Origin of the sequence: Microvirga sesbaniae (assembly GCF_025460805.1) — a bacterium.
In the GTDB taxonomy this organism is placed as follows: Bacteria; Pseudomonadota; Alphaproteobacteria; order Rhizobiales; family Beijerinckiaceae; genus Microvirga; species Microvirga sesbaniae.
On the sequence record NZ_JAMXFJ010000005.1, the window covers coordinates 140,061 to 165,904 of the forward strand.

Below are 25,844 nucleotides of genomic sequence, written 5' to 3' on the forward strand. Positions count from 1 at the left end.
TTCGTATGTCCGGCTTCCCCCATGCTGTCTCTCACCGGCGCCTATTGCGCTTCGGATGAAGGGAAAGAGACAATGTTGAAGCGAAACGCGACAAGGACGAGCATTCTGGCTCTTGGGACAGTTCTGGCGTCACTGACCGCCGCCATGCCGGCCGCGATCATGAGCGCAACACTGTCACCCGCGCTTGCCCGCGGCGGTGACGATCACGGCGGAAGCCGCGGCGGCGATGATCACGGCGGAAGCCGCGGAGGTGACGACCACGGTGGCAATCGCGGAGGCAGCGACCACGGCGGACGTGGAGGTCAGGGCAGCGATGACCGGGGCGGACATTCCGGCGGCGACAGCGGACGCGGGGCGCGCGGCGGGGACGACGGTGGAAGAGGCGCGGGACGCGGCAGCGCTGATCAAGCGGGATCTCGCGCGGACGGCGGCGGGCGACGCGGCCATGGGGCGGACGATGGCGCGCAAGCCGCGACGACGTCGAGAGACCGCACGCGGGAGCAGCATCAAACACGCACCCGCACCCGCGGAGCGGACGATCGCTTGGAAGTGATGCGTGTCCGCGGGCGCGGCGCTGACGACGCAGGCACGCAGGACGACAACGGAGGCCGGCTCGGTCGCGACAGACGCTTCGAGCCTGGCGATGATCGCAGGATCAATGGCCGATGAGGCTCGAGCCTCGGACGTGAAAAGTGGACACCACTTTTGGGATTCATCCGAGGCTCCCTCTCTTGATCGGCGCCTCGGACGTGAAAAGTGGAGCCAGGTTTGGGGTCGGATCCGATGCTCACTTCCTCGAGCGGCGCATCGTTCTGGACGGACCCAGCGGGCCGCTGACGCGGCCCGCTGGGTCCGCACGATGCGCTGTCATGTTGGAGCCGACCGTGGGAGCCTTCCCGCCCACGGTCGGGACCATGAAACGATCGGCGATCGTCTGCTCCCCCGGAGCAGACGTCCTCAAGAAGGGCGCGTGCTCCGTCAGCGGACAAGACGTTGCGACTCGATCACAGGCCCGAGGCCGGCGAGGTCCGGGGCCTTACCTCTGGCTCGGGTTGAAGTGCTTCTTCAGCTTATGCCCATAGGCACCGTAATCCTTCTGCAGAGCCTCGGTGCCGGCCGCGAAGGCAGTCACCTTCTGCGGGAAGCGCGTCTCGAACATGAATGCCATCGTGCCTTCCAGCCGATGAGGTTTGAGTTCTACGTTGCTCGCCTTCTCGAACGCGTCGACATCCGGCCCATGGGGCAGCATCATATTGTGGAGCGATATCCCGCCCGGCACGAAGCCTCCCCCGGTCTTCGCATCGTAAACGCCGTAGATCAGACCCATGAACTCGCTCATCACGTTCATGTGGTACCACGGCGGGCGGAACGTGTTTTCCGCCACCAGCCAGCGATCCGGGAAAATGACGAAATCGATGTTGGCCGTGCCTGGTGTTTCGGACGGTGAGGTCAGGACGGTGAAGATCGATGGGTCGGCATGGTCGTACAGCACCGGCCCCACGGGTGAGTAGCGCCGAAGATCATATTTGTAGGGGGCGTAGTTGCCGTGCCAGGCCACCACGTCGAGCGGCGAGTGGTCCATGTCCGCGACCCAGAGCGCCCCTCCCCATTTCACGTACATCTTGGATGGCACGTCCTTATCCTCGTAGGCTGCCACGGGCGTGAGGAAGTCGCGGGGGTTGGCCAGGCAGTTGGCGCCGATGGGTCCACGCTCCGGCAGCGTGAAGGCGCCACCGTAATTCTCGCAAAGATATCCCCGCGCCGGTCCATGCGAGAGCTCGACCCGGATCTTCACGCCTCGCGGGATAACCGCGATCTCGCCCGGCTCGATGTCGATGATGCCGAACTCCGTCCACAGGCGGATGCTACCCTGTTGCGGCACGAACAGCATCTCGCCGTCGGCATTGTAGAAATATTCGTCCTCCATGGAGCGGGTGATCAGGTAGACATGGGCCCCCATCCCGGCCTGAGAGCCGGCATCGCCCGCCGTGGTGATGGTGTGGATGCCCTCCAGGAAGGATACGCTCCCTGTGGGCAACGGGATCGGGCTCCAGCGCATGGGCGCGATGGGCACCTCGACCTCGACCGCGGGCGCCGTGCGCCACAGACCGATCTTTGCCTTCCGGAACTCGCCCCAATGGGTCACGGTTGGTCGGATCCGGTAGAGCCAAGAACGCTCGTTGGTGGTGCGAGGGGCCGTAAATGGCGACCCTGACAGCTGCTCCGCATAGAGGCCGTAGGAGCATTTCTGAGGGGAGTTCCGGCCGATGGGAAGAGCCCCGGGCAGCGCTTCCGTCTCGAAGCCGTTGCCGAAGCCCGACATGTAGCCCGGCCGGATGGCGCTCTCCAGCCGATCAGCCCTCTCGTTCTGCAAGGACGGATTCTGGACATTCATGATCGTGACCTCCACAATTGGTCACGATTGTAACTGTCATTTTTGTAACCAACAACGCCATGGCCAAACTTCAGCTCGAGCGGTTCCTTCCTTATCGGCTCAACCGACTCGCTTCAGCGGTGTCGCAGGACTTCCGCTCCATCTACGGCCCCCATCACGACCTGACGATCCCGGAATGGCGGGTGCTGGCCACGCTTGGCCAGTTCGAGGAGCTCAGTGCCAAAGAAATCGGTCGACACTCGTCCATGCACAAGACGAAAGTCAGCCGGGCCGTCCGGACCCTGGAGGAGAGACGGTGGCTCAAGCGCCGCGGCAGTGAACAGGACAGACGGGAGGAGATCCTGACCCTCACGGCAGATGGTCAGAGGGCCTATCGCGATATCGTCCCAAAGGCCGCGGCATTCGAACGCCGCATTCTGGACGATCTCGGAACGCAAGCCGAGCCGCTCCTGACCGTGTTGGAGCGGCTCGAGCACATATTCCGGGTGCGCTGAGCCGGGTCGAACGCGGCACATCGTCGGAAGCGCCATGGTTTCCGACACCACGGCGCTCCTTTGACGCGTTCAGCGAGGCGTGACGTCGAAGCCGAAATATTTCATTGAGAGCTTTTCGATCGTTCCATCGGCCTTCGCTTCGGTGATGGCCTTGTCAAACATGGCTTTCAGCTCCGGATCGCTCTTGCGCAGGCCGACCGAGCTGCCGCGACCGAGCATGCCTCCCTGGAACCGCGGCCCTACGAGCGTCATCTCCTCGTTGCCGACCTTGGCGGCGGCGCCGGACAGGTACGCCGTCGACGCCATGATCGCGTCGATGCGCCCGGCCGTGAGATCGAGATCATGTTGCTCGGTCGTCTTGTATTCGCGGATCTCGGCGGTGCCCTTCAAGTATTTGTCGAGAAAATTCGCCGCGATCGACGACCCCTGCACGCCGATCGTCTTGCCTTTCAGGATCGGCTTGAGTTCCTCCACCGCGGCGGCGGCTCCTGCTTCATTGGTCGCCAATGAAAAGATCTTGCCGTTCAGGGGCATGGTCGCAAGCGGGCTCGACTTGAGAACGGCAAAGGTCTGACCCGTGGTGCCATAGGGCTGAGTGAAGGCCATGACCTCTTCACGCTTGGCGGTCGCCGACATTCCGGCCATGATCGCGTCGAATTTGCCGGCGTTCAGCGCCGGTATGATGCCGTCGAAGGACTGAGCCTCGATCGTGCACTCGACTTTCATACGCTTGCACAGATCTTGGTAGAGATCGATCTCGAAACCATCGAGCGTTCCATCGGGCTTCGTGAGATTCCAAGGCGCGAAGGCCCCCTCCGTGGCGATCCGAACCTTCGTCCATGTCTTTTCCTGCGCCATCGCACCCGTCCCGAGGACAAGTGTCGCGCCGGTGAGCGCGAGCGCCAGAATCTTCCCGATTGTCTTCATGGTCTTCCCTCTGTTAGCCGTAGAGATGTGTGTTGTCGTGGAACGAACGGGCTGGATTTGACAGCAGCCACGAACCATCCTGCCGAGGCTTCATCAATTCCATTGCGCCGACAGGCGGGTTCACGTCATCCGGAATGGGATTCACGAAGGGCGTGCCGGCTAGTCGCTCACGCAGGTCAGCCTTCGCCGCGGCGATCAACGATGGAGTGAGGAAGAGATCGACCGCCGTTCCGGCCATGACCTTGGCCGCATGTTCCATTCCCTTGTGAGCCGCAGGCGCTTTTCCCTGCGCTACGAGCTGCCAGGAATGGCCAGGTGTGCCTATGGCGTAGGTGGCACCGCGCATCTGAACGGTCGGAACCACCCAGCTGACGGTCCCAACATCTGTGGATCCCACGAAAGATCCGTCACCACTGTCGGGCGGGAAGATCGTGTCGCAGAGAGGGACGCCCGTGCGTGGCTTGAGACCAAAGCGCGCGAAGGACGACTTGATGTCTTCATCGGTCAGAGTTTTTTGAATCTCTGCTGCGAAGGCCTTGTCCTGATCGTCAAAGATGGGGGGGCCGAGACGCTCCAGGTTCCGGTGCATGAGCTGCTCGAGCGGCGTGTTGCCGACGAGATTGGCATCTCCACTGACGATCTCGCTGCGGACCGTCGTCTCAGTCATGAGTGCCGCGCCTTCGGCAATCTTCTTCACCCGGCGAAGCAATCCTTGCATCTCCGGCAGGTCACGGGCACGAATCAGGTAACGCACCGTCGCGCTGGCCTGCACGACGTTCGGCGCCGAACCTCCGGTGTCGGTAATGGCATAATGGATGCGCGCCGTGCTCGGCATATGCTCGCGCATGTAGTTCACGCCAACATTCATGAGTTCCACGGCATCGAGGGCGCTTCGCCCGAGGTGCGGCGACGCTGCCGCATGGGAGGCCCGCCCGCTGAAGTGGAAATTGATCTCGTTGCATGCCAGCGAGATCGGATTGTTCACACCTGCAAAGGGCGCCGGATGCCAGGAAATGGCGATATCGACGTCGTCGAATACTCCTGCCCGGACCATGAATCCCTTGGCAGACCCACCTTCCTCGGCCGGGCAGCCGTAATAGCGGATGCGCCCCTTCAAGCCATGGGCCTCCAGATAATCCTTCACAGCCGTGGCCGCCATCAACGAACCGCTTCCAAGCAGGTTATGACCGCACCCATGTCCATTGCCGCCCTCGGTGACGGGCTTCTTTTCCGCGAGTCCTGCGACTTGGCTGAGGCCTGGCAGGGCATCGTACTCGCCCAGAATGGCGATGACGGGCCCGCCTTCGCCCGCCTCGCCCATGACGGCCGTCGGGATACCGGCGACGTTTTGAGCGATGCGAAAACCCTGCTGTTCAAGAACCGCCATGTGCTCGGCACAGGAGCGGCGCTCTTCAAAGTTCAGCTCGGGCATGTCCCATACGCGATCGCTGAGGTCAAAAAAGATACCTCGTTTCGCTTCGACCAGGCCCCAGACATCCGAGACGTTTTTTCCAGACACGCGCCACCCTCTTCTTCCCATGGTCGACCTGAAGCTGCATTCCTGCTTGTCGACTCAGGGGCACAATTTCCGCCAAAATTGGTACCAATATCATGCATGCTGGTTGCAAGGATGCAAGGGGGGAGGCGACAATCCGTTTGGCGGCGCCGAATTTTCTGCCTAAAGAAGAAGCAATGCCTAACCCGATCGTTGCGACATCATGACATGACTGGAACAGAACCTCGCTCAAAGAAGGCTTGGATGACTGTCGCGGACCTGATCGCTCGCGACGTCAGAGCAGGCACATTCGCTCCAGGCACATGGTTGAAGCAGATCGATCTCGAACATCGCTATCGGTTCGGTCGACCGGATGTAAGGCGTGCGCTCGATTATCTTGCGCAGAAGCGTCTGGTGCAGCATGTCCCCAATCGCGGCTACCATGTCGTTCTGCCGGACAGCGACCAGACCGCCCATATTCTCGAGCTGCGCGTAATTCTTGAAACAGCCGCTGTCGACAGCATCGTGGCCCATGCGACGCCTGAGGCGATCAGGGGAATAGAAGCGCTTGCCCGGAAGTTCGATGAGCTGATTCTCCATGGAACGGTCCTCGAGCAATACGAAGCCAATCTCGCCTTCCACCACGAGCTGCTCAGTCTGTGCTCAAATCCGGAGCTCCTCACTCTTGTAACGGATCTCCGCAGCAGGACGTCCTCTGCATTGGCCGGTCAATGGAGCACACGGGCGCGCGTCGAGCAGTCGAGCCGAGAGCATCACCAGATGATCAAGGCCCTTGACGCGCGAGACGCTCAGCAGCTCAAAGACATCATCACGCGGCACATCCGCCAGCCGAAAGAGCGATGAAGAGGCGGGGCGCGTTGGGAATCATGCGTTCGCAACGAGCGATCTGAGATCCCCACCCTCGACAAACGCTTCCAACACGGCCCCGAGCTTCCCGACATCCTTTAAATAGGGAAAGGTATTGTGTCCCGTTCCCAGTTCTATGATTTCGGTGCGCGGGAACTCGCCCAGTCGGCGCGCGACGCGCATGTCAAATGCATTCTGCTTGCCAACCAGAACCGTGATTGAGCTCTTGGAGTTCGAAGACAGGACGGGGGTCAGATCCCCGCATTCGAGCGGCGTGCTCCCTAAATGACGGATGCTCAGACTGCCCGGAGTGTTCAGGATGATCTCCGGGCCAGAGGCCAAGATGCGATCAGCCCCAACGCCGACGCCGATGCCCAACGCGGGGAATGCTCCCATCGAATGTCCCAGACACAGGATTTCGTGGTCGTAGAAACTCGTTTTCACATCCTGGAGGAACGCGAGAAGCCCCGAATAGGAAGAGGCGACTCCCGGGACCCCGGTCTGATACCACTGGCTCAAACCCGGATTCAAGAAGAGCTTCTTACAGTCGATATGGCGAAGAAAATTGGAATGCGACCGCGTTCCAAGCGTCTGGTTGATATATGCGAAGACGATCAGCAGCTTCTTGCGATCGGAATCCTGCTCGAAGATCAGGTGGTCCGAATTTTCAATGAAGTTCGATCGAGTTCCGATCCGTTCTTGCAACACCACAGGATCATTCCTTATCCACCTTCACCGCCTGTTGCCGGCATTCACCCGCCTCGACGGCGGCGGCCGGAACCTCGGCCGCTCGTCTTCGGACGGGGCGTTCTTCAATCAGCTGCTGGAACGCCCCGCATCGAGCCAGGGAAGCCCGCTCTGCCGAAGAGCTGCGCATGGCTTCCAGAGCGCTTCGGGGTGAGCGCACGACTGCAACGAAATTCGATCAGTCATCCGAGCCCATGTCGCGATAGCGAACGGCGCTGCTCCATGTCTGCTCGATGCGCTTCAGCGTCCTGAATGTGGTTTCCAGGTCGCGCATCTCCGCCTCGTTTCGCGCCACAAGCTGCTGATAGGCTTTGTCGTTCCGCCTGATCAGGTCGCACAAGGCCCGCCCTTTCTCCGACAGACGGATGCGTGCGGACCGGCGATCCCGCTCCGAGGCTGTGCGAATGACATATTCGGCTTCGACGAGCCGCTTCAGACTGTAAGACGCATTCGAGCCGAGATAATAGCCACGCTCGATCAGGTCGCGAACCGACAGCTCGTTCGACCCGATGGTGAACAGCATCATCACCTGGGACGGACTCAAGTCGTCGATGCCGGCTTCAATCAAATCGGCTCGCACGAGGTCGAGCGAACGCCGATGCAATCTCTCGATAACCCTGACGATCTCGATATGGGTGATACCTGTCTGCTCTGCCTGAGGAGCCTCAGGGCCCTCCGCGCGGCGCGCCGGCTCGACATTCCTCCGGTGGAGCGCCTGCAACGTTGCCGGAAGTTTGGACTCCGACTCATCCTGAGCGACAATCCAAGGCAAGGAGTTTGATATATTTTGCACATTATACCCCGTTATCGTTCAATTAAATTAGTTCGAAATTCGAACTAATTTAATATTTCTCTTGGCGTTGGCTTTTTATCCAAGAAGTTATTTGGACAAACGGACAGACCTTATTGTCGTTTCCACTGCCAGAGCCTTTTTATTGTTAGGCGAATCATACTTTATGGGTAGACGTTCTGCCATCAGTGATTCATAAATTCCTTCGAATAACTTTTAGGCAAAATTGAGATCTGCCGCATCATTGCCTCTTTTGGAGTCACTTCTGCATGACGAAAATGGCCCATCCAGAAGCCGCCGAAACCCTCCACCAAGGGCGCAGAGCGTTTGCAAGCGGGATCGCCTATGCGGGGGCCCTGAGCGCCATCATCAACGTGCTTCAGCTGACGGTTCCTCTCTTCATGCTGCAGGTTCATGACCGTGTCGTGAACAGTCAAAGCACGGACACGCTGATCATGCTGATCATCGTCTCCGTCATCGGCCTGGCCATCTATTGCATCCTCGATTATGTGCGCGCCCTCACCTATCAGGTCATGGCGAGCAAGCTGATCAGAAAACTGAACCTTCCCGTCTTGGAGGCCGCCATATCCGCCTCGGTCACGAAGGGAATCTCCAAGTCCAGTCAAGCGATCCGTGATCTCAACGACATTCGGTCATTTATCGTTGGGAACGCCATCAGTGTTCCGCTGGAGGCATTTTGGGCACCCATCTTCCTTGCCGTCCTGTTTGCCCTCCATTGGCTTTATGGCCTGGTCGCCCTGACTTCGGCCGTCATCATCATCTCTCTCAGCCTGCTGTCCGATTTTCTGACGCGCCGAGCCATGAAGCGCGCCAATGAGTCCTCTCTGCACAACATCAGCGAAATCGGCGGCACCCTTCGCCATGCTGAGGCGGTCGAAGCCATGGGAATGCTTCCGGCCCTCTCGGAGCGTTGGCGGCTGTCCCAATTGCACACGCAGGACCTTCTCGATGTGGTGACACGGCGCAGCCGAGCCATGGCATCGTTCACCCGGACCTGCCGCTATGTCATGCAGATCGCGGTTCTGTCGGTCGGCGCGATCCTGGTCATCCGACAGGAAGTCAGCCCAGGGTCGATGGTGGCCTCGAGCATTATCATGGGTCGCATGCTTCTGCCCTTCGACTCCATGGTCGACGGCTGGCGACAATGGGTGCTTGCCATGGCGGCCTGGAAGAATGTGAAGGCGCTTCTCGAACATCAAGCCCCCAAGCGTGAAACCAGGCCGACACCGCGCACTCAGGGCGAACTCACGGTCGACCGGCTGGTCTTTGCCCCTCCCGGCTCAGATGTGCCCGTGCTCAAAGGGCTCTCGTTCACCCTGCGCCCTGGCGAGGTGCTCGGCATCGTCGGCCCCTCGGCGGCCGGCAAGTCCACTCTTGCCAGGGCGTTGATCGGGGTGATCAAGCCGACATCCGGCGGCGTCTATCTCGACGGCAACAACGTTTATCTCTGGGAGCGCGGTTCCTTCGGCGACATGGTCGGCTACTTGCCACAGAGCGTGTCGCTTCTCGACGGGACGATCAGGGACAACATCGCCCGCATGCGGGAAGCCGACCCCCGTCTGGTGCTGGAAGCGGCCCGCCTCGCCGACGTTCATGACATGATTGGCCGCCTTCCCCTTGGGTACGATACGATGCTGGGAGATGGCGGCCACGCCCTCTCAGGGGGCCAGCGGCAGCGGATCGGGCTCGCACGGGCAGTCTACGGCAGGCCGCGCCTGATCGTTCTCGACGAACCAAACTCCAATCTCGATACCGACGGCGAACGGGCCCTCGTACGGACGATCGAGACCCTGCGTGCGGATGGAGCGATCATCATCCTGATCGCACACCGACCTTCCGTCATGCAGGCCGCCGACAAGCTCATGGTCCTGCAGGAGGGCAGGATCAGCCAATTCGGCCCGCGAACTTCAGTCGTCAGCGCAATCACGCCCGGCGAGAAGCCGATGGCCGCCGTGAAGGGAAGCGCATGAAGAAGCGTTCAGACATGATGGTGCGGACACAATCGCGCCCCACGCCAACCATGGTCGCGGATCTCGAAACGGCGAAAGACCGCTTCCGATCTCGGGATCCTGCCGAACCTTCCTATCGTGGCCCAGTGATTGCCGGCCTGGCGACCATCTTCCTTGGTCTCGGAGGCCTCACCACGTGGGCCTTCTCAGCCCATCTCGACAGCGCCGCGATTGCAGCCGCCACAGTCGTGGTCGATTCCAAGCGCAAGACCATCAGCCATCTCGAAGGCGGGATTCTCAAAACGCTGCTTGCCCGCGAGGGAGAGATCGTGCAGGCCGGGCAGCCGCTCCTCCGCCTCGACGATACGCGGGCAAAGGCCGAGTTGGAGCAGTTGCGCTCCAGGCGGATCGGCCTGGAGGCGAGGCTCGTGCGCCTTCGAGCCGAGCAGTCCGGGCTGGAGGATCTCACCTTTCCCGAGAACCTGATCCAGGCCGGTGGGCCGACGGCAGAGGAGATCCTGAAGGCCGAGCGAAAGGTCTTCAGGGCCCGGCGCGAGATGTTCGACCGCCGCGTCGATATTCAGCGCAAGACGATCGAGCAGCAGGTGGCGGAACTCCAGGCCGTGAAGTCTCAGACCGACGCGAATACCCGCCAATCGGAACTGCTCGACCGGGAGCTCAAGGCCATCGCGAGCCTCGTCGAAAAGGGCTATGCGCCGCGTCCGCGCCTTACGGAGATGCAGACACGAGAAAGTCAGCTCCAGGGCAACGCTGGCGAACTGGCGTCCCGCAAGGCGAAAGCCGAACAGGCCAAGGCTGCGGCGGAGCTGGAGATTCTTTCTCTCGGCAACGACTTTCAGCAGCAGGTCGCTTCGGACATCCAGACCGCGCAACTCGAACTGGCCGACACGGTCGGACGGATAGACGCCGCGACCGATGTCTTGCGGCGTATCGAGATCGTCTCCCCTGAGAGAGGCATCGTGACGAATATCCGCTCCCATACCCTCGGCAGCGTCATCGGCGCCGGACAGCCCATTCTCGATATCGTACCCGAGAACGAGCCCTTGATCGTCGAGGCGAAGATCGGCCTGCGTGACGTCGATTCTGTCCGAGTTGGCGCACCGGTCCAAATCCGGCTGACAGCCTATAACAGCCGCAGCACCCCGCCTCTCGCGGGAAAGCTGACCTACCTTTCGGCCGACCAGCAGATGGACGATCGCAACAATTATGCCTACTTCGTCGCACGCGCTGAAATCGAACCGGAAAGCCTCAAGGCGAATTCCACCACGACCCTTTACCCCGGAATGCCCGCAGAGGTCCTGATCATCAACAAGCCGAGACGCGCCATCGATTACCTGCTGGCTCCCATCACTGAAAGCTTCGACCGGGCCTTCAGGGAGGAATAGTCCGACATTCGGCACGAGCGACATTTGGGCGGTTTCCTGCCGCAAGTCAGCGACAGGCCGCACCCGAAATTTCGTTCGAATTTCGAACTAGATCCCTTTCATTCAAGAAATAAGATCATACTAAACATAAATAATATTGTCCTAAAACTAGCGATAATTGCACGTAAATCCGAAATACTACTTTAGTATTTACAATAACTACTTATTGCTATACTTGATGTCTGCCGGGACATTCTCGACATAGGCATTTCCCGGAAATCTCCTTGCGCAGAAAGCGCTTCATTTTGGCTCGAACATGCAACCGGGCGCGTCGCGGCTTGCCCGGTGCTGACAATAAGGATGAGAGATATGGCGACTATTGGCGGTGGAGCCTCAAGCGATTCCTTGCATGGCACCTCAGGCGCGGACGTGATCTTCGGACATGGCGGCGACGACCTGATCCTCGGCGGCGGAGACAGTGACGCTCTCTCCGGTGGAACGGGAGCCGATGTTCTCTTCGGAGGATCCGGAGACGATTGGATCTCTGGTGGCGCCGATGACGACGTTCTGTTCGGCGGCGTCGGAGCCGACGTGCTTCAGGGTGATGCCGGGAACGACATCCTGTTCGGCGGCAACAGCGACGATGTTCTGCTCGGCGGCGGCGGCGACGACTATCTCCGTGGCGGCAACGGAAACGATATTCTGCGCGGTGGCGACGGGAGCGATGTCCTGGAAGGCGGTTCCGGCGACGACATCCTCCAGGGCGGCGCTGGTGACGACATCCTGCGCGGCGGATCCGGGAACGAAATCTTGGATGGCGGCGCAGGCGACGACGTTCTTCATGGTGGCGCTGGAGGCGACACATTCGTCTTCAGCGGCGGCGGCGGCAACGATGTCGTCCTCGACTTCAAAGCCGGTCAGGACATTTTGCAGATCTCCAAGGGGATCAATGGAACCGACATCGCATCGGCCGATGACCTTGCCGGCCGCGTCCACCAGGTCGGCAGCAATACGATTGTCGATCTCGGCAATGGCGACACGATCACTCTCGTGAACGTGAACGCCGACGATATCAACAGCAACCCGAGCGATTACTTCTCGGTTCACTGATCCGCTTCTCCCCTGACGAACGGATGCCGCGGAACCTTCTGCGGCATCCCACCAAACCCAATGGAGACAGGAAGCGATGGCGCATCTTGCCATGCTCACATCACCGGCCGGTGACCTTGGCTCCCCGCAGATGGCATCTCTCGGGCGAGACGTTGTTCTGCTCACCTGGGACATGCCGCGCAGCGAGCGGGGGTCCCCGTCGAGCCTCAGGTGCGACGGCCAAGACGTTTGGCCCTCCGCGTCGCTTCGTCTCTCCTTGTCCGGCGGAGGAGAACGCCTCTTCTGGGTGTTCCAGCGGCCTGTCGGCGAATGTCCAGACATGGATGTGCGCCTCGAAACGCGCGGATTTGAAACGGCCGTCACCATCGATGCCGATGCGGCGCTTCCCCCTGCCGACGTCGATAGTATCATCGGCGGTCTCGACAGCCATGGTCGCGTAGCCCTCGCGTCCGCGCTGTTCAACGTGTGGGGCACGATGTTCCGCCTCCGCCGTGAGAGGACCTTCATCGATCTGCTCGGCGACATTCTCTCGCAGATGGCTCCGGCCCCCGGACCGGCCGTCGCCGTTGCGCAGATCGCCAATGAATTTCTCCTGGCGCGCGCATCGCTCGTCGCGGGCTTCGGCAAGATCGACGCGATCTATACATTCGGCAGGCATGGACCGACGCGCATTCATGGCACTCCTCACAGGGTTCCCGATGTCAAGGATGGCCGGGAGGTCATCCACCTCCTGATCGATCGGGCGCGAATTCCTGCCGACGATCCTCTCCTCATTCTGATCGGCCCCGGGGGCCTTTCCATCCGACGCCTGCTCAAGCCGGATGCGCGCCTTCCGTCCATCGAACGCTGGTTCCACGAGCAGGCGCATGCAGCGCCCAGCCTGCGCGAGCACGTGCTAAGGGAGATCGGCGCTCGCTCCGCGGCGGGGCCGGCCTATGCACTCGAACTGCAGCTGCGGTCGCCTCTGCGCCCCCGCCGGCTTTCGAGCAGTCCCACGGCCCCATCGGCCGAGATCGTCTCTGCGCTGGCGACATCCGCAGGCACTCTCGTGACCGGTTGGTACCGTGATCCAGTCAACCTGTTCGCAGGGATCGAAGCCAGCGGACCTGAGGGCGAGCCGCTTGATCTGACGAGAGATCTGTTCACCTTTCCGGTTGAAGTCGCCGGGCCGACGAAAGGGTCCCGCCTTGCGGCGACGGGCTTCGCTGTCTTGGCCCCGACCGGCACGGGAGCGGTGCAGAACCTTCAACCGCGCTTTCATCTTCGCCTGAAATCGGGCGCACGCCATTCTCTTGTCCCGCATCCTCAACCTGCCGATCCCGCCGAGGCTCGCGCGATGGCTTTGCGGGCCGTTCCGGCGCAGCACGTCGACCAGGCCGTCCTTACGCAGGTTCTCAGACCGGCCATCGCCGATCTGCACGCCGCGGTCCAGAACCGAATCGGGCGCCACACGGTCCGAAGGATCGGCGTCTCTCATCAACGCCCGAAAGCGTCGATGATCATCCCGCTCTACCGAAACCTGGAGTTTCTTCGCTTCCAGATTGCGGCCTTTGCGTCCGATCAATGGATTCGTGCACATGCGGAGCTGGTCTATGTGCTCGACTCGCCCGAGCAGGCTCAGGAGGTTGAGCATCTCCTGGGCGGCCTTCATCTCATTTACGGTCTTCCCCTCGTTCTCGTCGTCATGGAGAGGAACGGCGGATACGCCCGCGCCAACAATGTTGGTGTGTCCGTTGCTCAGGGCGAGGTTCTGGCACTGGTCAATTCCGACATCATTCCAGTCTCTCCGGGATGGCTGGAAGCCATGGCTTCGCGTCTGAACGGACGCCGCCGTATCGGCGCCGTCGGACCGAAACTTCTCTTTGAGGACGGATCGATCCAGCACGCGGGCATGTACTTCTCGCAGGATCATCGCGGCTACTGGCTCAACCAGCATTTTCACAAGGGCATGCCGCGCGACTACGCTCCGGCCTGCGAGGAGCGCGTGGTACCGGCCGTAACCGGCGCCTGCCTCGTCACGACGAGAGCATTATTCGAATCCGTCGGGGGCTTCACGGAGGACTATGTGGTCGGAGATTACGAAGACAGCGATCTCTGCCTCAAAATAACCATGACGGAGCGCAAGATCGGCTACGTCCCCGACATCGAACTCTACCATCTCGAACGGAAGTCGATGTCCCTCAACGCCGAGTACATGCGCGGGATCGCCTGGCAGTACAATTGCGCTCTTCATACTGAGCGCTGGCGCGAAGTCATGATCACCGCAATGCAGACAGGACGTCCTCGCAAAGGAAGGAATGCCGCCCTATGAATGCGCAGTTCGATCTCACGAACGCCTCGCGTGCACCGAAGCCGATTCCGGATATGGACTTGGGCCTCAAGAGCCTGATGGAAGAAATCAGGCAGAATGATTCCCTTCCGGCTCCGCCGCCGGAGAACGTCTTCGTGGGTGATGGGGATTACCGCGCGATCGGCGCCGAGTATCTCGGCCACTTCATTCGCCTCGGCGGACTTCTGCCTTCCGAATCCGTACTCGACATCGGATGCGGCATCGGCCGAATGGCCGTTCCTCTGACGCAGTACCTCGATCCGGAGACAGCTCTCTACGAGGGCGTGGATCCCGTCAATGCGGGCATCGAGTGGTGCGTGCAGAACATTACCGCGTCCTATCCGAACTTCCGGTTCTGCCGCGTGGATGTCGCTCACGAGCTGTACAACCCTGGCGGGGCAATCGCCGGAGATGAGATCGTCCTGCCGTTTTCCGACGCGAAGTTCGACTTTGTCACGATGGTGTCGGTGGCGACTCATCTGCCGGAGGGGGAGATTTCCGCATACGCGCGTGAGGTCATGCGCCTGCTGAAACCCGGCGGACGCCTGTTCCTGACCGCCTTCGTCGTCGCCGCAGGAGACCCGGACAGGCAGGCAGCCCGTCCGCGCTTCACGCGGGGGAAGACTCCCGGCACATGGTACGGCGATCCTTCGGCGCCACTCGGTGCCATCGGCTTCGATGCCGGAATCATCGAGGACATCCTGACGAAGGCCGGCCTCCAGATCCGCCGCCTGAGCCTCGGCCATTGGCGCGGTATCGCGAGCGATCACTACCAGGATGTCATCATTGCCGTGAAGCCGGAGTAGACCCCGTGACAACACGCGTTCTGGTCGTTGCCCACAATCACCCGGATTTTCACCCCGGCGGGACGGAGATCCTCGCTCATGATCTCTTCCGTGAGTACCGCTCGCGTCCTGACGTCGAAGCGCTGTTCCTGGCGGCCACGAACAATCTCCATCGTGGTCAAAGGCCGGGAACGAGCTTCCAGTCGCCCAGTGGAGCCCCGGACGAAGTCGTCGTGTGGTGCGGTCATTTCGACCAGTTCAACCTGAGCCAGATCGATGCTTACGGCGTCGTGCCTCATCTGGTCAGCCTGCTCGAGGACTTTCGTCCTGACATCGTGCACATCCATCACGTCCTGCTCGTCGGGGTGGAGTTCATCGCACTCGTGCGCCGTATTCTTCCGAACACTCGCATCGTGATGACGCTCCACGACTACTATCCCATCTGCGCCCATGACGGGCTGATGATGCGGACGGCAGGGAAGGAACGATGCGACCGTGCAACGCCCCATCGCTGCAACGGGTGCTTCCCGCACATCTCGGCGGATCGGTTTCTCCTGCGAGAGATGTATGTTCGGACACATCTCGACCAGGTTCACCGGTTCGTTGCTCCCAGCCGCTTCCTCAAGGAGCGATTTGTGGCCTGGGGGGTGCCGTCCGGTTCGATCGAGGTCATCCCGAACGGTCGGCCTGCCGTCGTTCCCACGCCCCATCGGGCGGCTCCTTCGGGCAGGCGGGCCGTATTCGGATATTTCGGCAACCTCAACCCTTGGAAGGGCATTCCCGTTCTCCTCAAGGCGGCCCAGCGTCTCATCGCGGACGGCGTCAGTGACTTCGAGCTTCGCCTGCATGGCGGCGCGCCCTTCCAGGCCAAGGAGTTCGTCGCGAAGGTCGACAGTCTTCTCGACGAGACGGAGCCTCAGGTTGTGAGGCTCGGGCCCTACGGGCGTGAGGACATTCCTGGCCTCATGGCTGCCGTCGACTGGGTCGTGGTGCCGTCGGTCTGGTGGGAGAACGCTCCGCTGGTGATCCAGGAGGCGTTCGCCCATCGGCGCCCCGTCATCGCGAGCGGCATAGGCGGAATGGCGGAAGCCGTCCGGGACGGGATCGACGGTCTGCATGTCCGTCCCGATGATCCATCCGTGCTCGCACGCACCATGCGTCAGGCCATGGAGACACCGGGCCTCTGGGAGAGCCTCGTGAAGGGGATCAACCCGCCGGCCGACATGACGCAAGTCGCGGAATGCCACCTCTCTCTCTATCGCAGCCTCCTCAAAGGTGCCGATATCATCGAACTGAAGGCGAACGCCGCATGAGCACAGCACAGTCGAAGAACGCCGTGACCGTTCCCGTGGGCCCGCAACTTCAGGGCCGCGTCGATGCTATCGAAGGGCGGCGCCTCTACGGATGGGTCTGGGATCGCGCACGCCCGACGGAACGTCTCCTCATTCGGATCACCCTGAATGGTGCGAGCATCGCGTCGGCCACGGCCGACATGCCGCGCGTCGATCTGCGTCGCAACGGAATCGGCGACGGTGGATACGCCTTCGAAGTCGAGCTGCCCGACGGCGTCGGACAGGGTACGGCCGGCCTTGCAGTCATGGCGACCTCGCCCTCGACCGGCGAGGAACTCGTTCTACAGCCTCCGAGTCAGGACGAGCGCGCGGCCGAGGCCGCGATCAACGCGCCCCTGAACCGCGTGTTCGACCGGCTCGACCTGCTCATTGAAGCGCAAAGGCGATCTCAGGTTCTGCAACGTGAGGCGGTCGAGAGCCTTCGGGGGACTTCGGCGCAGATCGGCGAGATCGTCGGCGAGGAGAATGGCATCGCGGCGGCTCTCGACGCCGTTCGGGCCAATCAATCCGACCTGGCCAAGAAGATATCCGATATCGAAGTCTTCCATATGCGCTTCGACCGGGTGCTGGCAGATTTCGGAAAGCAGATCGATGACCTTGGATCATCCGTCGATCGCCCGATGAAAAGGGCCGTCACGCTCTTGATGGCGTTCGGGGGAATTTCCGCCGTGAGCGCCGTCGCGGCGCTTGTCGTCCTTCTCCGTCATCCTCCTTGGTGACCGCGCCTTGAGGCACGAGCGAAATCGGTCATCGAATGGAATTTCAGGAATCCCATGCAATACAGCACGCAACCTCTAGATATGCGCGACTTGCCTCTGGACGGCGAGAGCGCCCTCGTCACTCCGATCGGCGACGATCTTGCCCTGATTGCCGGCGTAGCCGACGCTATGACCGATCAGGTCGAAACGTTGCTCAACGGCGATCCTTCCATGTCGATGAAGGCTGATACCGTCAGCTGGGCTCGAAGGGACGCGCCTGCGGATGCCGCGATTGGCTTCGTCTCCATCGTGCCGATTCGCCTTGCCGCCAAGGTTCGCCTGCGCTCCGTGGTGATGCGGCGCAGCGGACCGCCTATCCGCTACACCCTGATCAAGCCGGCAGTCCCACTTGGCACGTTGATCTCAATCATCTCCGCCGATGCCGGCAATCGGTCGTCGATTGTCATCGACCGCATCATTCACGCGCTGATCGGCGGGAAGACCAGTCAGAAGCGGTTGGAGGCGGCCATATCGGTCCTCGGAGCCGCCGGCCCAACGGATGGATGGATCGAGGTCATCGGCTCGATCGATACAGGCCAAGTGTTCCTCCAGGGTTGGGCCACCGATCTGCCTTGCGACAGGGTCCGGGTCCTTGCGGCCCACGAGGGATTGATCGCGGGCGACTTCAAGTCGGCCTCCGTCCCCCGCAACGACCTTGGGGAGCAAGGCAAGGGCTTTGTGGGCCTGCTCGACACGGGAGCATCGGCGATTGATCCGGGCAAGCTCAAGACGCTGTTCTTTCGCGGACGGGATGGGTGGCGGAGTCTCGAGATCTACGATCGCCGCGTCCTCCTCTCCCCGACGGATGTTCCCGCCCACATCCGGGACGGTCTCGTCCGCGCGAACGCCAACCCGGACACCATGATGACACTTCGGCGGGCCGGAGAACGCTTCGACGGGCGTGACACCGTATCGGACCTCAAGTTGCCGGTTCGCATCGGCATGGACATGGCGGCCGAGATTCCAGGCGGCGGGATGCTGGTGGCCGGCTGGTTGCTCGATCCGGAAGGCCATGTGGATTCCCTCACCTTGCGGGCCGGCGCAATCCAGCAGCGGATCGACGAGACCTGGACCCGCCTCCCCCGATCGGACGTGTCATCGGCGTTCCAGCACAACAACCTCTTCGCCGGACGTCTCGACCCGGCCCGCAACGATCACGGCTTCCTGGCCTTCGTTCCCGGCCCGCAATCGGCCGCGGATGGACCGGTCTATTTCGAGATGGCCGTCGGCGATACCGTCGCGTTCTATCCTCTCACGCCGCTTCGCGGCATGTCCCGCCGATCCCTCGAACGGCTCATCTCGCCCCTCGACCCGCGGACGGCAGCGGCCGGAGCCGCCATCGAGCGCCATATCGGCCCCATGATGCAGGCCATGGCCGCACCTGCGCCGGCCGTCATGGAAATCCGCGACTTCGATTTCGACGATTCAGAGGCCAACCGCGCCTTGGTGATCGGAGCCGGAAGCGATGTTGAGGAAGCGGCCGTGACCCTATCCCTGCTCGCCCTGGACGCAGAGACGAAGGAGATGCCGATCATCGTCGCTGTGCCCCTGGAGGCCTTCGACAGCATAGCCCCGGAAGCGGAACGGCTCTCGCGCTTCTACGGAATCAAGGTCCGGGTGATCGGCGCGACGGGCGTGCAGGATGCCTGCGACGCGTTCGAGGCCGCCATCCAGACGACGAAGGCAGAAACGCTGATCTTTCTCGCCGCCGGGGTCCTGCCACGCCAGGCTGGGTGGATCTCATCGCTGGAACGGGCCTATCGCAACCGCGGCGGCAAGGCGCTGATCAGCCCCACAATCCTCTACGAAGACAATTCCATCCGCTTCGCGGGAACGTGGCTCGATCAGGAGGAGCAGAAGCTCGTCGACCGCTATATTGGATACCCGCGCGATGTCGTGCGCGGCTCGCAGCCGACGGAGGTCATCGCCGGATCGCTCTCGTGCTGCATCGTCTCGCGCGAATCCGTCGCGTCAGTCGGCGGCTTCACCCGCTCCTATCTGGGTTCTGGCGAGAAGGGGCGCGACCTCTGCCTTAAGATGAGGCTCGGCGGGACGCCTGCGGTCTGGCTTCCTGATGTCGAGATGATTTCGGCCGACAGCGATGTCGGGCCATCGGCCTTCCCGGCGCACCGCCTGGCTCAGAAAGTCGACCGCTGGAGCTTTGACCGAAAATGGTCGCTCCTCATCAACAATATGAGGTAGTGAAAGCATGTCCAACCCCTCTCCCCGCGTCCTCATCGTTTCCCACGGTCATCCGAGCTTCTCGCTCGGGGGCGCCGAGATCGCCGCGTATAACCTGCACAAAGGCCTCAACAGGATCGGCAACGTCGAATCCCGTTTCCTCGCCCGCGTCGGGCACCCGGTCGCACGGCACAGCCGAACAGCCCTCATGAGCCTTCGGCAGACCGAAGGTGAGTTTCTCTATCATGCCGACGAGTATGACCACTTCCTCATCTCGAACAGGAACACGGAGGAAATCGAACGCGATTTCCTGCGTGTTCTGAAGGACCTGAGGCCGGACGTCGTTCACTTCCATCACTTCATCGGCCTAGGTCTCGAAATGATCTATGCCGTTCGCCGCGCGCTTCCGGACTGCGTGATCGTCATCACGTTCCATGAATTCCTGTCGATCTGCAGCCATCATGGGCAAATGGTGAAGACCGGCGGGACGAAACTCTGCCACAGGGCTTCGCCATCGGATTGCAACGCCTGCTTCCCGGACGTTTCTCCAGCACGCTTCCTGCGCCGCGAGCACTTCATCCGAGGGCTTCTCGACGTGGCCGACTACTTCGTGTCGCCCAGCCAGTTCCTCGTCGACCGCTATGTGGAGTGGGGACTCGACCGCTCCCGCTTCGTCGTCATCGAAAACGGCCTGGACATTGCCGAAACCGCCCCACCGCGAAGCCTGCCTCAACGGGGAGGGCGGCGCTCCCGGTTCGGCTATTTCGGTCAGATCACACAGTTCAAAGGCGTCGATGTGCTGCTCGACGCGGTCACGTGCATCCCGGACGCTGTCTGGGGCGACGATGCCCAGCTGATGATCTTCGGCGGCAATTTGGAGCGGCAGCCGGAAGCATTTCAGGACAAGATCAGGAAGCTGGTGGAGCGCGCCGGATCGCGGGTCCGGTTCTATGGATCCTACCAGAACAGCGAGATGCCGCGCCTTATGCGCTCGATCGACTGGACCATCATTCCGTCGATCTGGTGGGAGAACTCACCCATCGTGATCCAGGAATCCTTCCATCACGGACGTCCCATGATCTGCAGCAATATCGGCGGCATGGCCGAGAAGATCGTCGACGGCGTCAATGGGCTTCATTTTCGCGTCGGCTCGTCACAGGATCTCGTCGACCGCATGACCGAAGCGCTGACGAGCCCCAAGCTCTGGAACGACCTGCGCGCGGGCATCGGGCACCCGATCACCTACGAGGAATGCGCCCGGATCCATCTCAATCTCTATCAGGAACTTGCCGCGAAGAAGGCGACGAGCTCGTCGGCAGTCGCGCTGACGGCTTAGTCTCTTACTGGCGAAGATATTTGGAGGCACAATCATGAAGCGTATTCTCGTCATCAGCCCTTCGGGCGAAGTCTACAACCACGACAATGTCCGCTGGTACCGGCACAAGGATATTCAGCGCAGCATCAACCATTACCACAACATCGGGGACGCCTTCGTCTTCGACTCATCGTTGAAGCTTCTAAACTACGACAAACTCGATGCTTTGGAGATCGCCAACCCGGATCTGACCCAGATCGACCGGATCAATGCCGAGTACGACTATGTCTTCCTGCGGGGGTCGAACTATGTCCACAAGGACATGGTCTGGGACCAGGCGGCCGACGTTCTCAAGAGGCTCAAGATACCGGTTATAGCCTGGGGCATCGGAGCTCAGGCGCCAGTCAAGGGCAAGATCGAGCTGTCGGAGGAAACCAAGACCGTCCTTCGCATCATGGCCGACTCCACCACCTCCATTGGCGTTCGCGGCGCCTACTCGGCGCAGGTGCTCTGGGATCTCGGGATCAAGAATATCCGCATCGTCGGTTGCCCGACCGCGTTCCGCCGGAACAATCCCGACCTGAACATCCATCTGCCTCCTCTGGAGACCATCCGGACGGCCGGAATCACGGTTCGCCGCGAGGTGTCGTCCACCTATGCTCGCGACATCCAGCAATACCTGACATTCCATCGCGACCTCGTGAAAAGCCTGGCGGGCCGATTCGACGTGGTGCTGATGGCGCAGGGTGAGGTCGAGGAGAAAAAAATCGTTCTCGGCACGGCGGAGCAGCGAGAGGAAGCGTTCAAGGCCCTGCGTGCCGACAAGCAGGTCAACGACTGGTACCTCGATGAAACCATGGAGAAGCTCCATCGAGAGAGGTTGTTCTATTCCGACGTGGTTGCGGACTACGAGAATCTCGTCCAGCAGAAGGATCTTGTCCTCGGGTACCGCCTCCATGGCAACCTGATGGCCCTCGCGAATGGCGTCCCGTCCATCTACTTCACCTATGACAGCCGGACGGTCGAATTCGCGGAGACCTATCAGATCCCGAGTTTCGACGTCTTCTCCGGCAAGGAGTTCAGGCTCGAAGACTACTGGGATCAGTCGCTCTTCGACAAGTTCAACCGCGCCTATCATCATACTTACCGCGAAATGCATCAGTTCCTGGTCGAGAACGGTGCGGATACGAAAATGCAGCCCGTGATGAGGCGGAGCGAGTTTCGGGAGTTGCAGGCCGCCTGATTGTCTCAACAGGAGGCCGGATCTGTTCTGGCCTCCCTTTCACTTCTCTTTACGTCACAGCAACGTACGAGGTCGTTCATGACTGTATTGGTAACAGGCGGCGCCGGCTATATTGGAAGCCATATGGTCCTGGCATTGGCCGACGCCGGGAAGGACGTGGTGGTCCTGGACGATCTCAGCACCGGGTTCGACTGGATGGTTCACCCGGCTGCGGCCTTCATCAAAGGCGACGCGGGTGACGAGCCCCTCGTTGCGGAGATCATCCGTAAGCACTCCATCAAAGCAATTGCTCACTTCGCGGGTTCCATCGTCGTTCCGGACTCTGTCGCCGACCCTCTGAAGTATTACATGAACAACACGGTCAGATCGCGGTCGCTTATCAGCGCTGCGGTGCAGAATGGCGTCGAGCAGTTCCTCTTCTCCTCGACTGCCGCCGTCTATGGCGATGCCAAGGAGAGCCCGATCTCCGAGGGCGCGCCGCTTAACCCCGTCTCACCCTACGGCTCATCGAAGCTCATGACCGAGATGATGCTGAGAGATGTGGCACGTGCACATCCTCTGCGTTTCGTGGCCCTCCGGTACTTCAATGTCGCGGGCGCCGATCCTCAGGGCCGCAGCGGTCAAAGCACACGCCATGCAACCCATCTCATCAAAGTCGCAACCCAGGCGGCTCTTGGAGAGCGATCCCACCTCGACATCTTCGGCACCGATTATCCCACGCCCGACGGCACATGCCTGCGTGACTACATTCACGTATCGGACCTAGTCCAGGCCCATGTGCTCGCCCTTGATTATCTCGGTTCCGGCGGCAACAGCACCGTGTTCAATTGCGGCTATGGCCGCGGATACTCGGTACACGACGTCGTCGAGGCCGTGAAAAAGGTCTCGGACGTCGACTTCCCGACGAACCTTTCTCCGCGACGCGCCGGTGATCCCGCCACACTGATCGCCAGCGCCGACCGCATCCGTGCGATTCTGAACTGGTCTCCGAAGCTCGACGACCTCGAGACGATCATCCGGCACGCATTGTCGTGGGAGAACAGCCTGAAGCTGCGCAGAGCGGAAGCGGCTTAGCCGAGACCATCACCAGCCCATACGCCTCCGGAGCTCGGCACCGACCTGCCCCGACATCGGCAGTCGGCCGCCATGACCCGGCAAACACCCGATCCCAGGAGGGATTCCACATGCTCGCCGAGATGATTGTAGACAAGCCCCTCGACCAACCTGCCCCCAAGCCAAAGGCTCCTGCCAAACCTCTGCGGGTGGCAGTTCTGTGGAAGCATCCCTCCCTGGGGCTCTACTCGAACGCTGCCTTCGATGATCTCTACAATGGGATCGGTCATAACAACGGCAATCTGGCCTTCGTCTATGCCATCGCGAGCCACATTTCCAATCCGGTCAAGTTCTTCAGCTGGAGCGCTTCGGCCGAGAGCCTGAAAGAGAATGCCGACATCATCGTCATTCCATGCGCCAACCAACTGGGGCGACACACGGATTACGGCAACATGGCGGACAACCTGGAGAAAGCGGGTCTGCCGATTGTCGCCATTGGGCTTGGCGCCCAGGCAGACAGCTACGATCAGGACATCCAGCTGACCGATGGGACCCATCGGTGGGCCCAAGTCATCGCGCGCTCCAATCCGTCCTCGGCCGGCTCGAACATCTATACCCGCGGCGCGTTCACCACGTCGCAGCTCGCCAAGCTGGGAATCCATGGCTCGGTTGCCGGCGGCTGCCCTTCCTATTTCACGAACCCGAATCCGGGCCTCGGCCAGAGGATCCACAAGAATTGGTCAGACCTCTCTCTGCCGCGCTCCATCTCGATCGCCGCCGGACATCAGGCTTGGCTGAAGACCCGCGAGATCGAGCATCAGCTGATCGGGCTCATGATGGATCCCATGTACCCGGGCCAGTATGTGGTTCAATCGATGGGAGAAATGATCCGGGTCTCCCGGGAGATCTTCGACGGGATCGATCCCCATGCGCTGAAGGAAATCCACAATCATACCGTGCCGCATTATTCCTTCGAGGAATTCAAGGCCTGGTGCCGAAATTACGTCCGCTCCTTCTATGACGTTCCAGCCTGGATGGACACGTTGCGCCGGCATGACCTCACGGTCGGGTCCCGTTACCATGGTGTCGCCCTGGCCCTTCAAGCGGAGCGCATGGGCTTGACTGTGACGATCGATTCCCGGACCCGGGAGCTCTGCGAGAACACGGGCGTCCCGCATGTCGCGGCAGCCGACCTGACGGAGCCGCTCACCCGCTCCAGCCTGAAGAGGATGATCCGGTTCGATCCGGACGCCTATGACCGGCATCGGAGTGAGGCAGCGTCGCGGTATCTGGACTTCCTGACAGCGAACAGCCTGCAACCGGCCTCCTTCCTGCATCGGATTGCAGCTCCCATCTAGAGCTGTTTCCGCTCGCGCGGAATCATCTCTCTTCTTTGGCTTGCCGCATTGTTGTCGGCGAACCGGATCCACTTCGCCGAAAAATGCTCTGGGATGAAGATCCATGATGAGGACGAGACATTGGAACGCCCTCGCATGGCCGGTGCTTCTTCTCGTGATGATGAGCAGGGCGGCAATCGCGGGCGAACCGCTTCACTTCCGGATCTCTCCCGAACCTGAGGTGGTCTACAGCTATGAGCGGCAGCGCTGCGACTGGCGCACGATCCCTGATTCGCCCGCTCGAGCCTATCGCCGGCAAGACGGTTCCGTTGTCCTCATCGCGGCACATTTCCGGAACAGGGTTCTGGAAGGCTCAAGCTTTGCCGATCTGCGCCCTGATTGTTCCGTCGTCTCCCAAGGAGGAGAATCGGCCGATCCCTCGACCTTCGATGATCGCTTCTGGGTGCAGAGCCTCATCCCTCTCGATGACGGCCGTGTTCTCGGTCTGGCCAGCCAGGAATTCTCCGGGCTCCGCCATGAGGGGCTTTGCGCCAAGGGGACCGGCAAGCCGGAATGCTGGTACCTTTCGCTCGTGGCTCTCGAGGCGAATGAGCGGGACTTCTCCTTTACGCTGCTGCCCCGCAACCGACGCCTTATCGCCGGGTCGAACGCGCGCTTCGACACCGGCACGAAGGCGGCGGGCTTCCTCACGCTCTCCAATACCGTGTTCGATGGAGAACACGCCTATTTCGTTGCCTGGACGGAGGACGCCGCAGCCCCGGGCGGACGCGGGAACTGCCTGTTCCGCGCCCCGAGGTCCGATCTCGTGGCCGGTTGGCGGGTGATGAGCGAAGGCCGCTTCGTCCCTCCACCCAACCCTTACCCGGTCGATGGCCAGAGCCCCGTTCAGGCCACATGCGACCGCCTCGGAAACGGCGACATCACGGGCAAGATTCGGTCCCTGACTCGACTGGAATCCAGGAACCTCTGGATGGTCGTGTGGTCCACCCGGGTGGATGACATTGGGGGCATCTATTATGCGACTTCGCCGGATCTTCGGACCTGGTCGGCAGCCTCCTTGCTTGCCCCGTTCGACCCGCCATGGGGCACCACCGAGAAGAAAGCCTATTACGATTATCCCTCGATCATCGATCACGACAGCCCGTCACCGGTTTTCCAGACGGTCGGGAGGACCTTCTACCTTTACATGACTCGCTTCAATTGGCAGGCGAAGCGCCCCACCATGAACAGGGACCTGGTCCGCTTCAAGGTCAGCCTGGACTGATTGGTTTGAGTCTGGCCGGGAACTCC

At 61.2% G+C, this 25,844-nt stretch carries 21 protein-coding genes; 15 read left to right on the top strand and 6 right to left on the bottom strand.

Annotated elements, in window-relative coordinates:
- Nucleotides 1-174 precede the first annotated feature (174 nt).
- Together OCW50_RS10245 and hmgA are read right to left on the bottom strand one after the other, a co-directional pair.
- A complete protein-coding gene (locus tag OCW50_RS10245) occupies nucleotides 175-408 on the bottom strand; it encodes a hypothetical protein (protein ID WP_262297418.1) in 234 nt (77 codons plus the stop codon).
- Between the two features lie 628 nt (nucleotides 409-1,036).
- Nucleotides 1,037-2,395, bottom strand: coding sequence for a homogentisate 1,2-dioxygenase (gene hmgA / locus OCW50_RS10250; RefSeq protein WP_262297419.1), 1,359 nt, complete (start codon nucleotides 2,393-2,395; stop codon nucleotides 1,037-1,039).
- Nucleotides 2,396-2,454: 59 nt separating this feature from the next.
- Between hmgA and OCW50_RS10255 the strand changes: the two genes are divergently transcribed.
- Nucleotides 2,455-2,889: a MarR family winged helix-turn-helix transcriptional regulator gene (locus tag OCW50_RS10255; RefSeq protein WP_262297420.1), complete on the top strand. Its 435-nt coding sequence runs from the start codon at nucleotides 2,455-2,457 to the stop codon at nucleotides 2,887-2,889.
- Nucleotides 2,890-2,958: 69 nt separating this feature from the next.
- Here the strand turns inward: OCW50_RS10255 and OCW50_RS10260 are convergent, their stop codons facing one another.
- Nucleotides 2,959-3,816, bottom strand: coding sequence for a transporter substrate-binding domain-containing protein (locus tag OCW50_RS10260; RefSeq protein ID WP_262297421.1), 858 nt, complete (start codon nucleotides 3,814-3,816; stop codon nucleotides 2,959-2,961).
- Nucleotides 3,817-3,829: 13 nt separating this feature from the next.
- Complete coding sequence (locus OCW50_RS10265; RefSeq protein WP_262297422.1) at nucleotides 3,830-5,335, bottom strand: M20 family metallopeptidase; 1,506 nt, start codon at nucleotides 5,333-5,335, stop codon at nucleotides 3,830-3,832.
- Nucleotides 5,336-5,539: 204 nt separating this feature from the next.
- Here OCW50_RS10265 and OCW50_RS10270 point away from each other — a divergent pair, with 204 nt between their 5' ends.
- Nucleotides 5,540-6,175 carry a GntR family transcriptional regulator gene (locus OCW50_RS10270; protein WP_262297423.1) on the top strand — a complete coding sequence of 212 codons (636 nt, stop codon included), beginning with the start codon at nucleotides 5,540-5,542 and terminating at the stop codon, nucleotides 6,173-6,175.
- Nucleotides 6,176-6,196: 21 nt separating this feature from the next.
- Here OCW50_RS10270 and OCW50_RS10275 read toward each other — a convergent pair whose 3' ends face one another.
- The gene (locus OCW50_RS10275) at nucleotides 6,197-6,889 is read right to left on the bottom strand and encodes a hypothetical protein (protein WP_262297424.1); all 693 of its coding nucleotides are present in this window, start codon (nucleotides 6,887-6,889) and stop codon (nucleotides 6,197-6,199) included.
- 214 nt (nucleotides 6,890-7,103) lie between these two features.
- A complete protein-coding gene (locus OCW50_RS10280; RefSeq protein WP_262297425.1) occupies nucleotides 7,104-7,529 on the bottom strand; it encodes a MarR family transcriptional regulator in 426 nt (141 codons plus the stop codon).
- A 455-nt stretch (nucleotides 7,530-7,984) separates the two neighbouring features.
- Here OCW50_RS10280 and OCW50_RS10285 point away from each other — a divergent pair, with 455 nt between their 5' ends.
- The 13 genes from OCW50_RS10285 to OCW50_RS10345 all read left to right on the top strand — a co-directional run bounded on the left by OCW50_RS10285 (nucleotide 7,985) and on the right by OCW50_RS10345 (nucleotide 25,818).
- Entirely contained in the window at nucleotides 7,985-9,706 is a 1,722-nt protein-coding gene (locus OCW50_RS10285) for a type I secretion system permease/ATPase (RefSeq protein WP_373371359.1), read from the top strand.
- The gene (locus OCW50_RS10290) at nucleotides 9,703-11,091 is read left to right on the top strand and encodes an HlyD family type I secretion periplasmic adaptor subunit (protein ID WP_262297426.1); all 1,389 of its coding nucleotides are present in this window, start codon (nucleotides 9,703-9,705) and stop codon (nucleotides 11,089-11,091) included. The genes OCW50_RS10285 and OCW50_RS10290 overlap by 4 nt, the downstream gene beginning before the upstream one ends.
- Before the next feature lie 348 nt (nucleotides 11,092-11,439).
- Nucleotides 11,440-12,180, top strand: a complete 741-nt coding sequence (locus OCW50_RS10295) for a calcium-binding protein (protein ID WP_262270807.1) — start codon at nucleotides 11,440-11,442, stop codon at nucleotides 12,178-12,180.
- 319 nt (nucleotides 12,181-12,499) lie between these two features.
- Nucleotides 12,500-14,491 (top strand): glycosyltransferase, encoded by a 1,992-nt coding sequence (locus tag OCW50_RS10300; RefSeq protein WP_262297427.1) that lies wholly within the window; start codon nucleotides 12,500-12,502, stop codon nucleotides 14,489-14,491.
- A complete protein-coding gene (locus OCW50_RS10305) occupies nucleotides 14,488-15,315 on the top strand; it encodes a class I SAM-dependent methyltransferase (RefSeq protein WP_262297428.1) in 828 nt (275 codons plus the stop codon). The genes OCW50_RS10300 and OCW50_RS10305 overlap by 4 nt, the downstream gene beginning before the upstream one ends.
- 5 nt (nucleotides 15,316-15,320) lie before the next feature.
- Nucleotides 15,321-16,607, top strand: a complete 1,287-nt coding sequence (locus OCW50_RS10310) for a glycosyltransferase family 4 protein (RefSeq protein ID WP_262297429.1) — start codon at nucleotides 15,321-15,323, stop codon at nucleotides 16,605-16,607.
- Nucleotides 16,604-17,365: a hypothetical protein gene (locus tag OCW50_RS10315; protein WP_262297430.1), complete on the top strand. Its 762-nt coding sequence runs from the start codon at nucleotides 16,604-16,606 to the stop codon at nucleotides 17,363-17,365. The genes OCW50_RS10310 and OCW50_RS10315 overlap by 4 nt, the downstream gene beginning before the upstream one ends.
- A gap of 54 nt (nucleotides 17,366-17,419) precedes the next feature.
- The gene (locus OCW50_RS10320) at nucleotides 17,420-19,606 is read left to right on the top strand and encodes a glycosyltransferase family 2 protein (protein WP_262297431.1); all 2,187 of its coding nucleotides are present in this window, start codon (nucleotides 17,420-17,422) and stop codon (nucleotides 19,604-19,606) included.
- 7 nt (nucleotides 19,607-19,613) lie between these two features.
- Nucleotides 19,614-20,921, top strand: coding sequence for a glycosyltransferase family 4 protein (locus OCW50_RS10325; RefSeq protein WP_262297432.1), 1,308 nt, complete (start codon nucleotides 19,614-19,616; stop codon nucleotides 20,919-20,921).
- 34 nt (nucleotides 20,922-20,955) lie between these two features.
- The gene (locus OCW50_RS10330; protein ID WP_262297433.1) at nucleotides 20,956-22,143 is read left to right on the top strand and encodes a polysaccharide pyruvyl transferase family protein; all 1,188 of its coding nucleotides are present in this window, start codon (nucleotides 20,956-20,958) and stop codon (nucleotides 22,141-22,143) included.
- A 78-nt stretch (nucleotides 22,144-22,221) separates the two neighbouring features.
- On the top strand, nucleotides 22,222-23,217 hold the full coding sequence (galE, locus tag OCW50_RS10335; protein ID WP_262297434.1) for a UDP-glucose 4-epimerase GalE: 996 nt from the start codon (nucleotides 22,222-22,224) through the stop codon (nucleotides 23,215-23,217).
- A gap of 110 nt (nucleotides 23,218-23,327) precedes the next feature.
- Complete coding sequence (locus tag OCW50_RS10340) at nucleotides 23,328-24,554, top strand: polysaccharide pyruvyl transferase family protein (protein WP_262297435.1); 1,227 nt, start codon at nucleotides 23,328-23,330, stop codon at nucleotides 24,552-24,554.
- Nucleotides 24,555-24,660: 106 nt separating this feature from the next.
- Nucleotides 24,661-25,818, top strand: coding sequence for a hypothetical protein (locus OCW50_RS10345; RefSeq protein ID WP_262297436.1), 1,158 nt, complete (start codon nucleotides 24,661-24,663; stop codon nucleotides 25,816-25,818).
- Nucleotides 25,819-25,844: the final 26 nt, after the last annotated feature.

What these genes read in the sequence shown, in the direction of transcription:
- OCW50_RS10315 (WP_262297430.1), top strand. Translation starts at nt 16,604, where the DNA reads ATGAGCACAGCACAGTCGAAGAACGCCGTGACCGTTCCCGTGGGCCCG.
- OCW50_RS10255 (WP_262297420.1), top strand. Translation starts at nt 2,455, where the DNA reads ATGGCCAAACTTCAGCTCGAGCGGTTCCTTCCTTATCGGCTCAACCGA.
- OCW50_RS10290 (WP_262297426.1), top strand. Translation starts at nt 9,703, where the DNA reads ATGAAGAAGCGTTCAGACATGATGGTGCGGACACAATCGCGCCCCACG.
- OCW50_RS10260 (WP_262297421.1), bottom strand. Translation starts at nt 3,816, where the DNA reads ATGAAGACAATCGGGAAGATTCTGGCGCTCGCGCTCACCGGCGCGACA.
- galE (WP_262297434.1), top strand. Translation starts at nt 22,222, where the DNA reads ATGACTGTATTGGTAACAGGCGGCGCCGGCTATATTGGAAGCCATATG.
- OCW50_RS10345 (WP_262297436.1), top strand. Translation starts at nt 24,661, where the DNA reads ATGAGGACGAGACATTGGAACGCCCTCGCATGGCCGGTGCTTCTTCTC.
- OCW50_RS10295 (WP_262270807.1), top strand. Translation starts at nt 11,440, where the DNA reads ATGGCGACTATTGGCGGTGGAGCCTCAAGCGATTCCTTGCATGGCACC.
- OCW50_RS10285 (WP_373371359.1), top strand. Translation starts at nt 7,985, where the DNA reads ATGACGAAAATGGCCCATCCAGAAGCCGCCGAAACCCTCCACCAAGGG.
- OCW50_RS10300 (WP_262297427.1), top strand. Translation starts at nt 12,500, where the DNA reads ATGGATGTGCGCCTCGAAACGCGCGGATTTGAAACGGCCGTCACCATC.
- hmgA (WP_262297419.1), bottom strand. Translation starts at nt 2,395, where the DNA reads ATGAATGTCCAGAATCCGTCCTTGCAGAACGAGAGGGCTGATCGGCTG.
- OCW50_RS10330 (WP_262297433.1), top strand. Translation starts at nt 20,956, where the DNA reads ATGAAGCGTATTCTCGTCATCAGCCCTTCGGGCGAAGTCTACAACCAC.
- OCW50_RS10320 (WP_262297431.1), top strand. Translation starts at nt 17,420, where the DNA reads ATGCAATACAGCACGCAACCTCTAGATATGCGCGACTTGCCTCTGGAC.
- OCW50_RS10325 (WP_262297432.1), top strand. Translation starts at nt 19,614, where the DNA reads ATGTCCAACCCCTCTCCCCGCGTCCTCATCGTTTCCCACGGTCATCCG.
- OCW50_RS10340 (WP_262297435.1), top strand. Translation starts at nt 23,328, where the DNA reads ATGCTCGCCGAGATGATTGTAGACAAGCCCCTCGACCAACCTGCCCCC.
- OCW50_RS10270 (WP_262297423.1), top strand. Translation starts at nt 5,540, where the DNA reads ATGACTGGAACAGAACCTCGCTCAAAGAAGGCTTGGATGACTGTCGCG.
- OCW50_RS10305 (WP_262297428.1), top strand. Translation starts at nt 14,488, where the DNA reads ATGAATGCGCAGTTCGATCTCACGAACGCCTCGCGTGCACCGAAGCCG.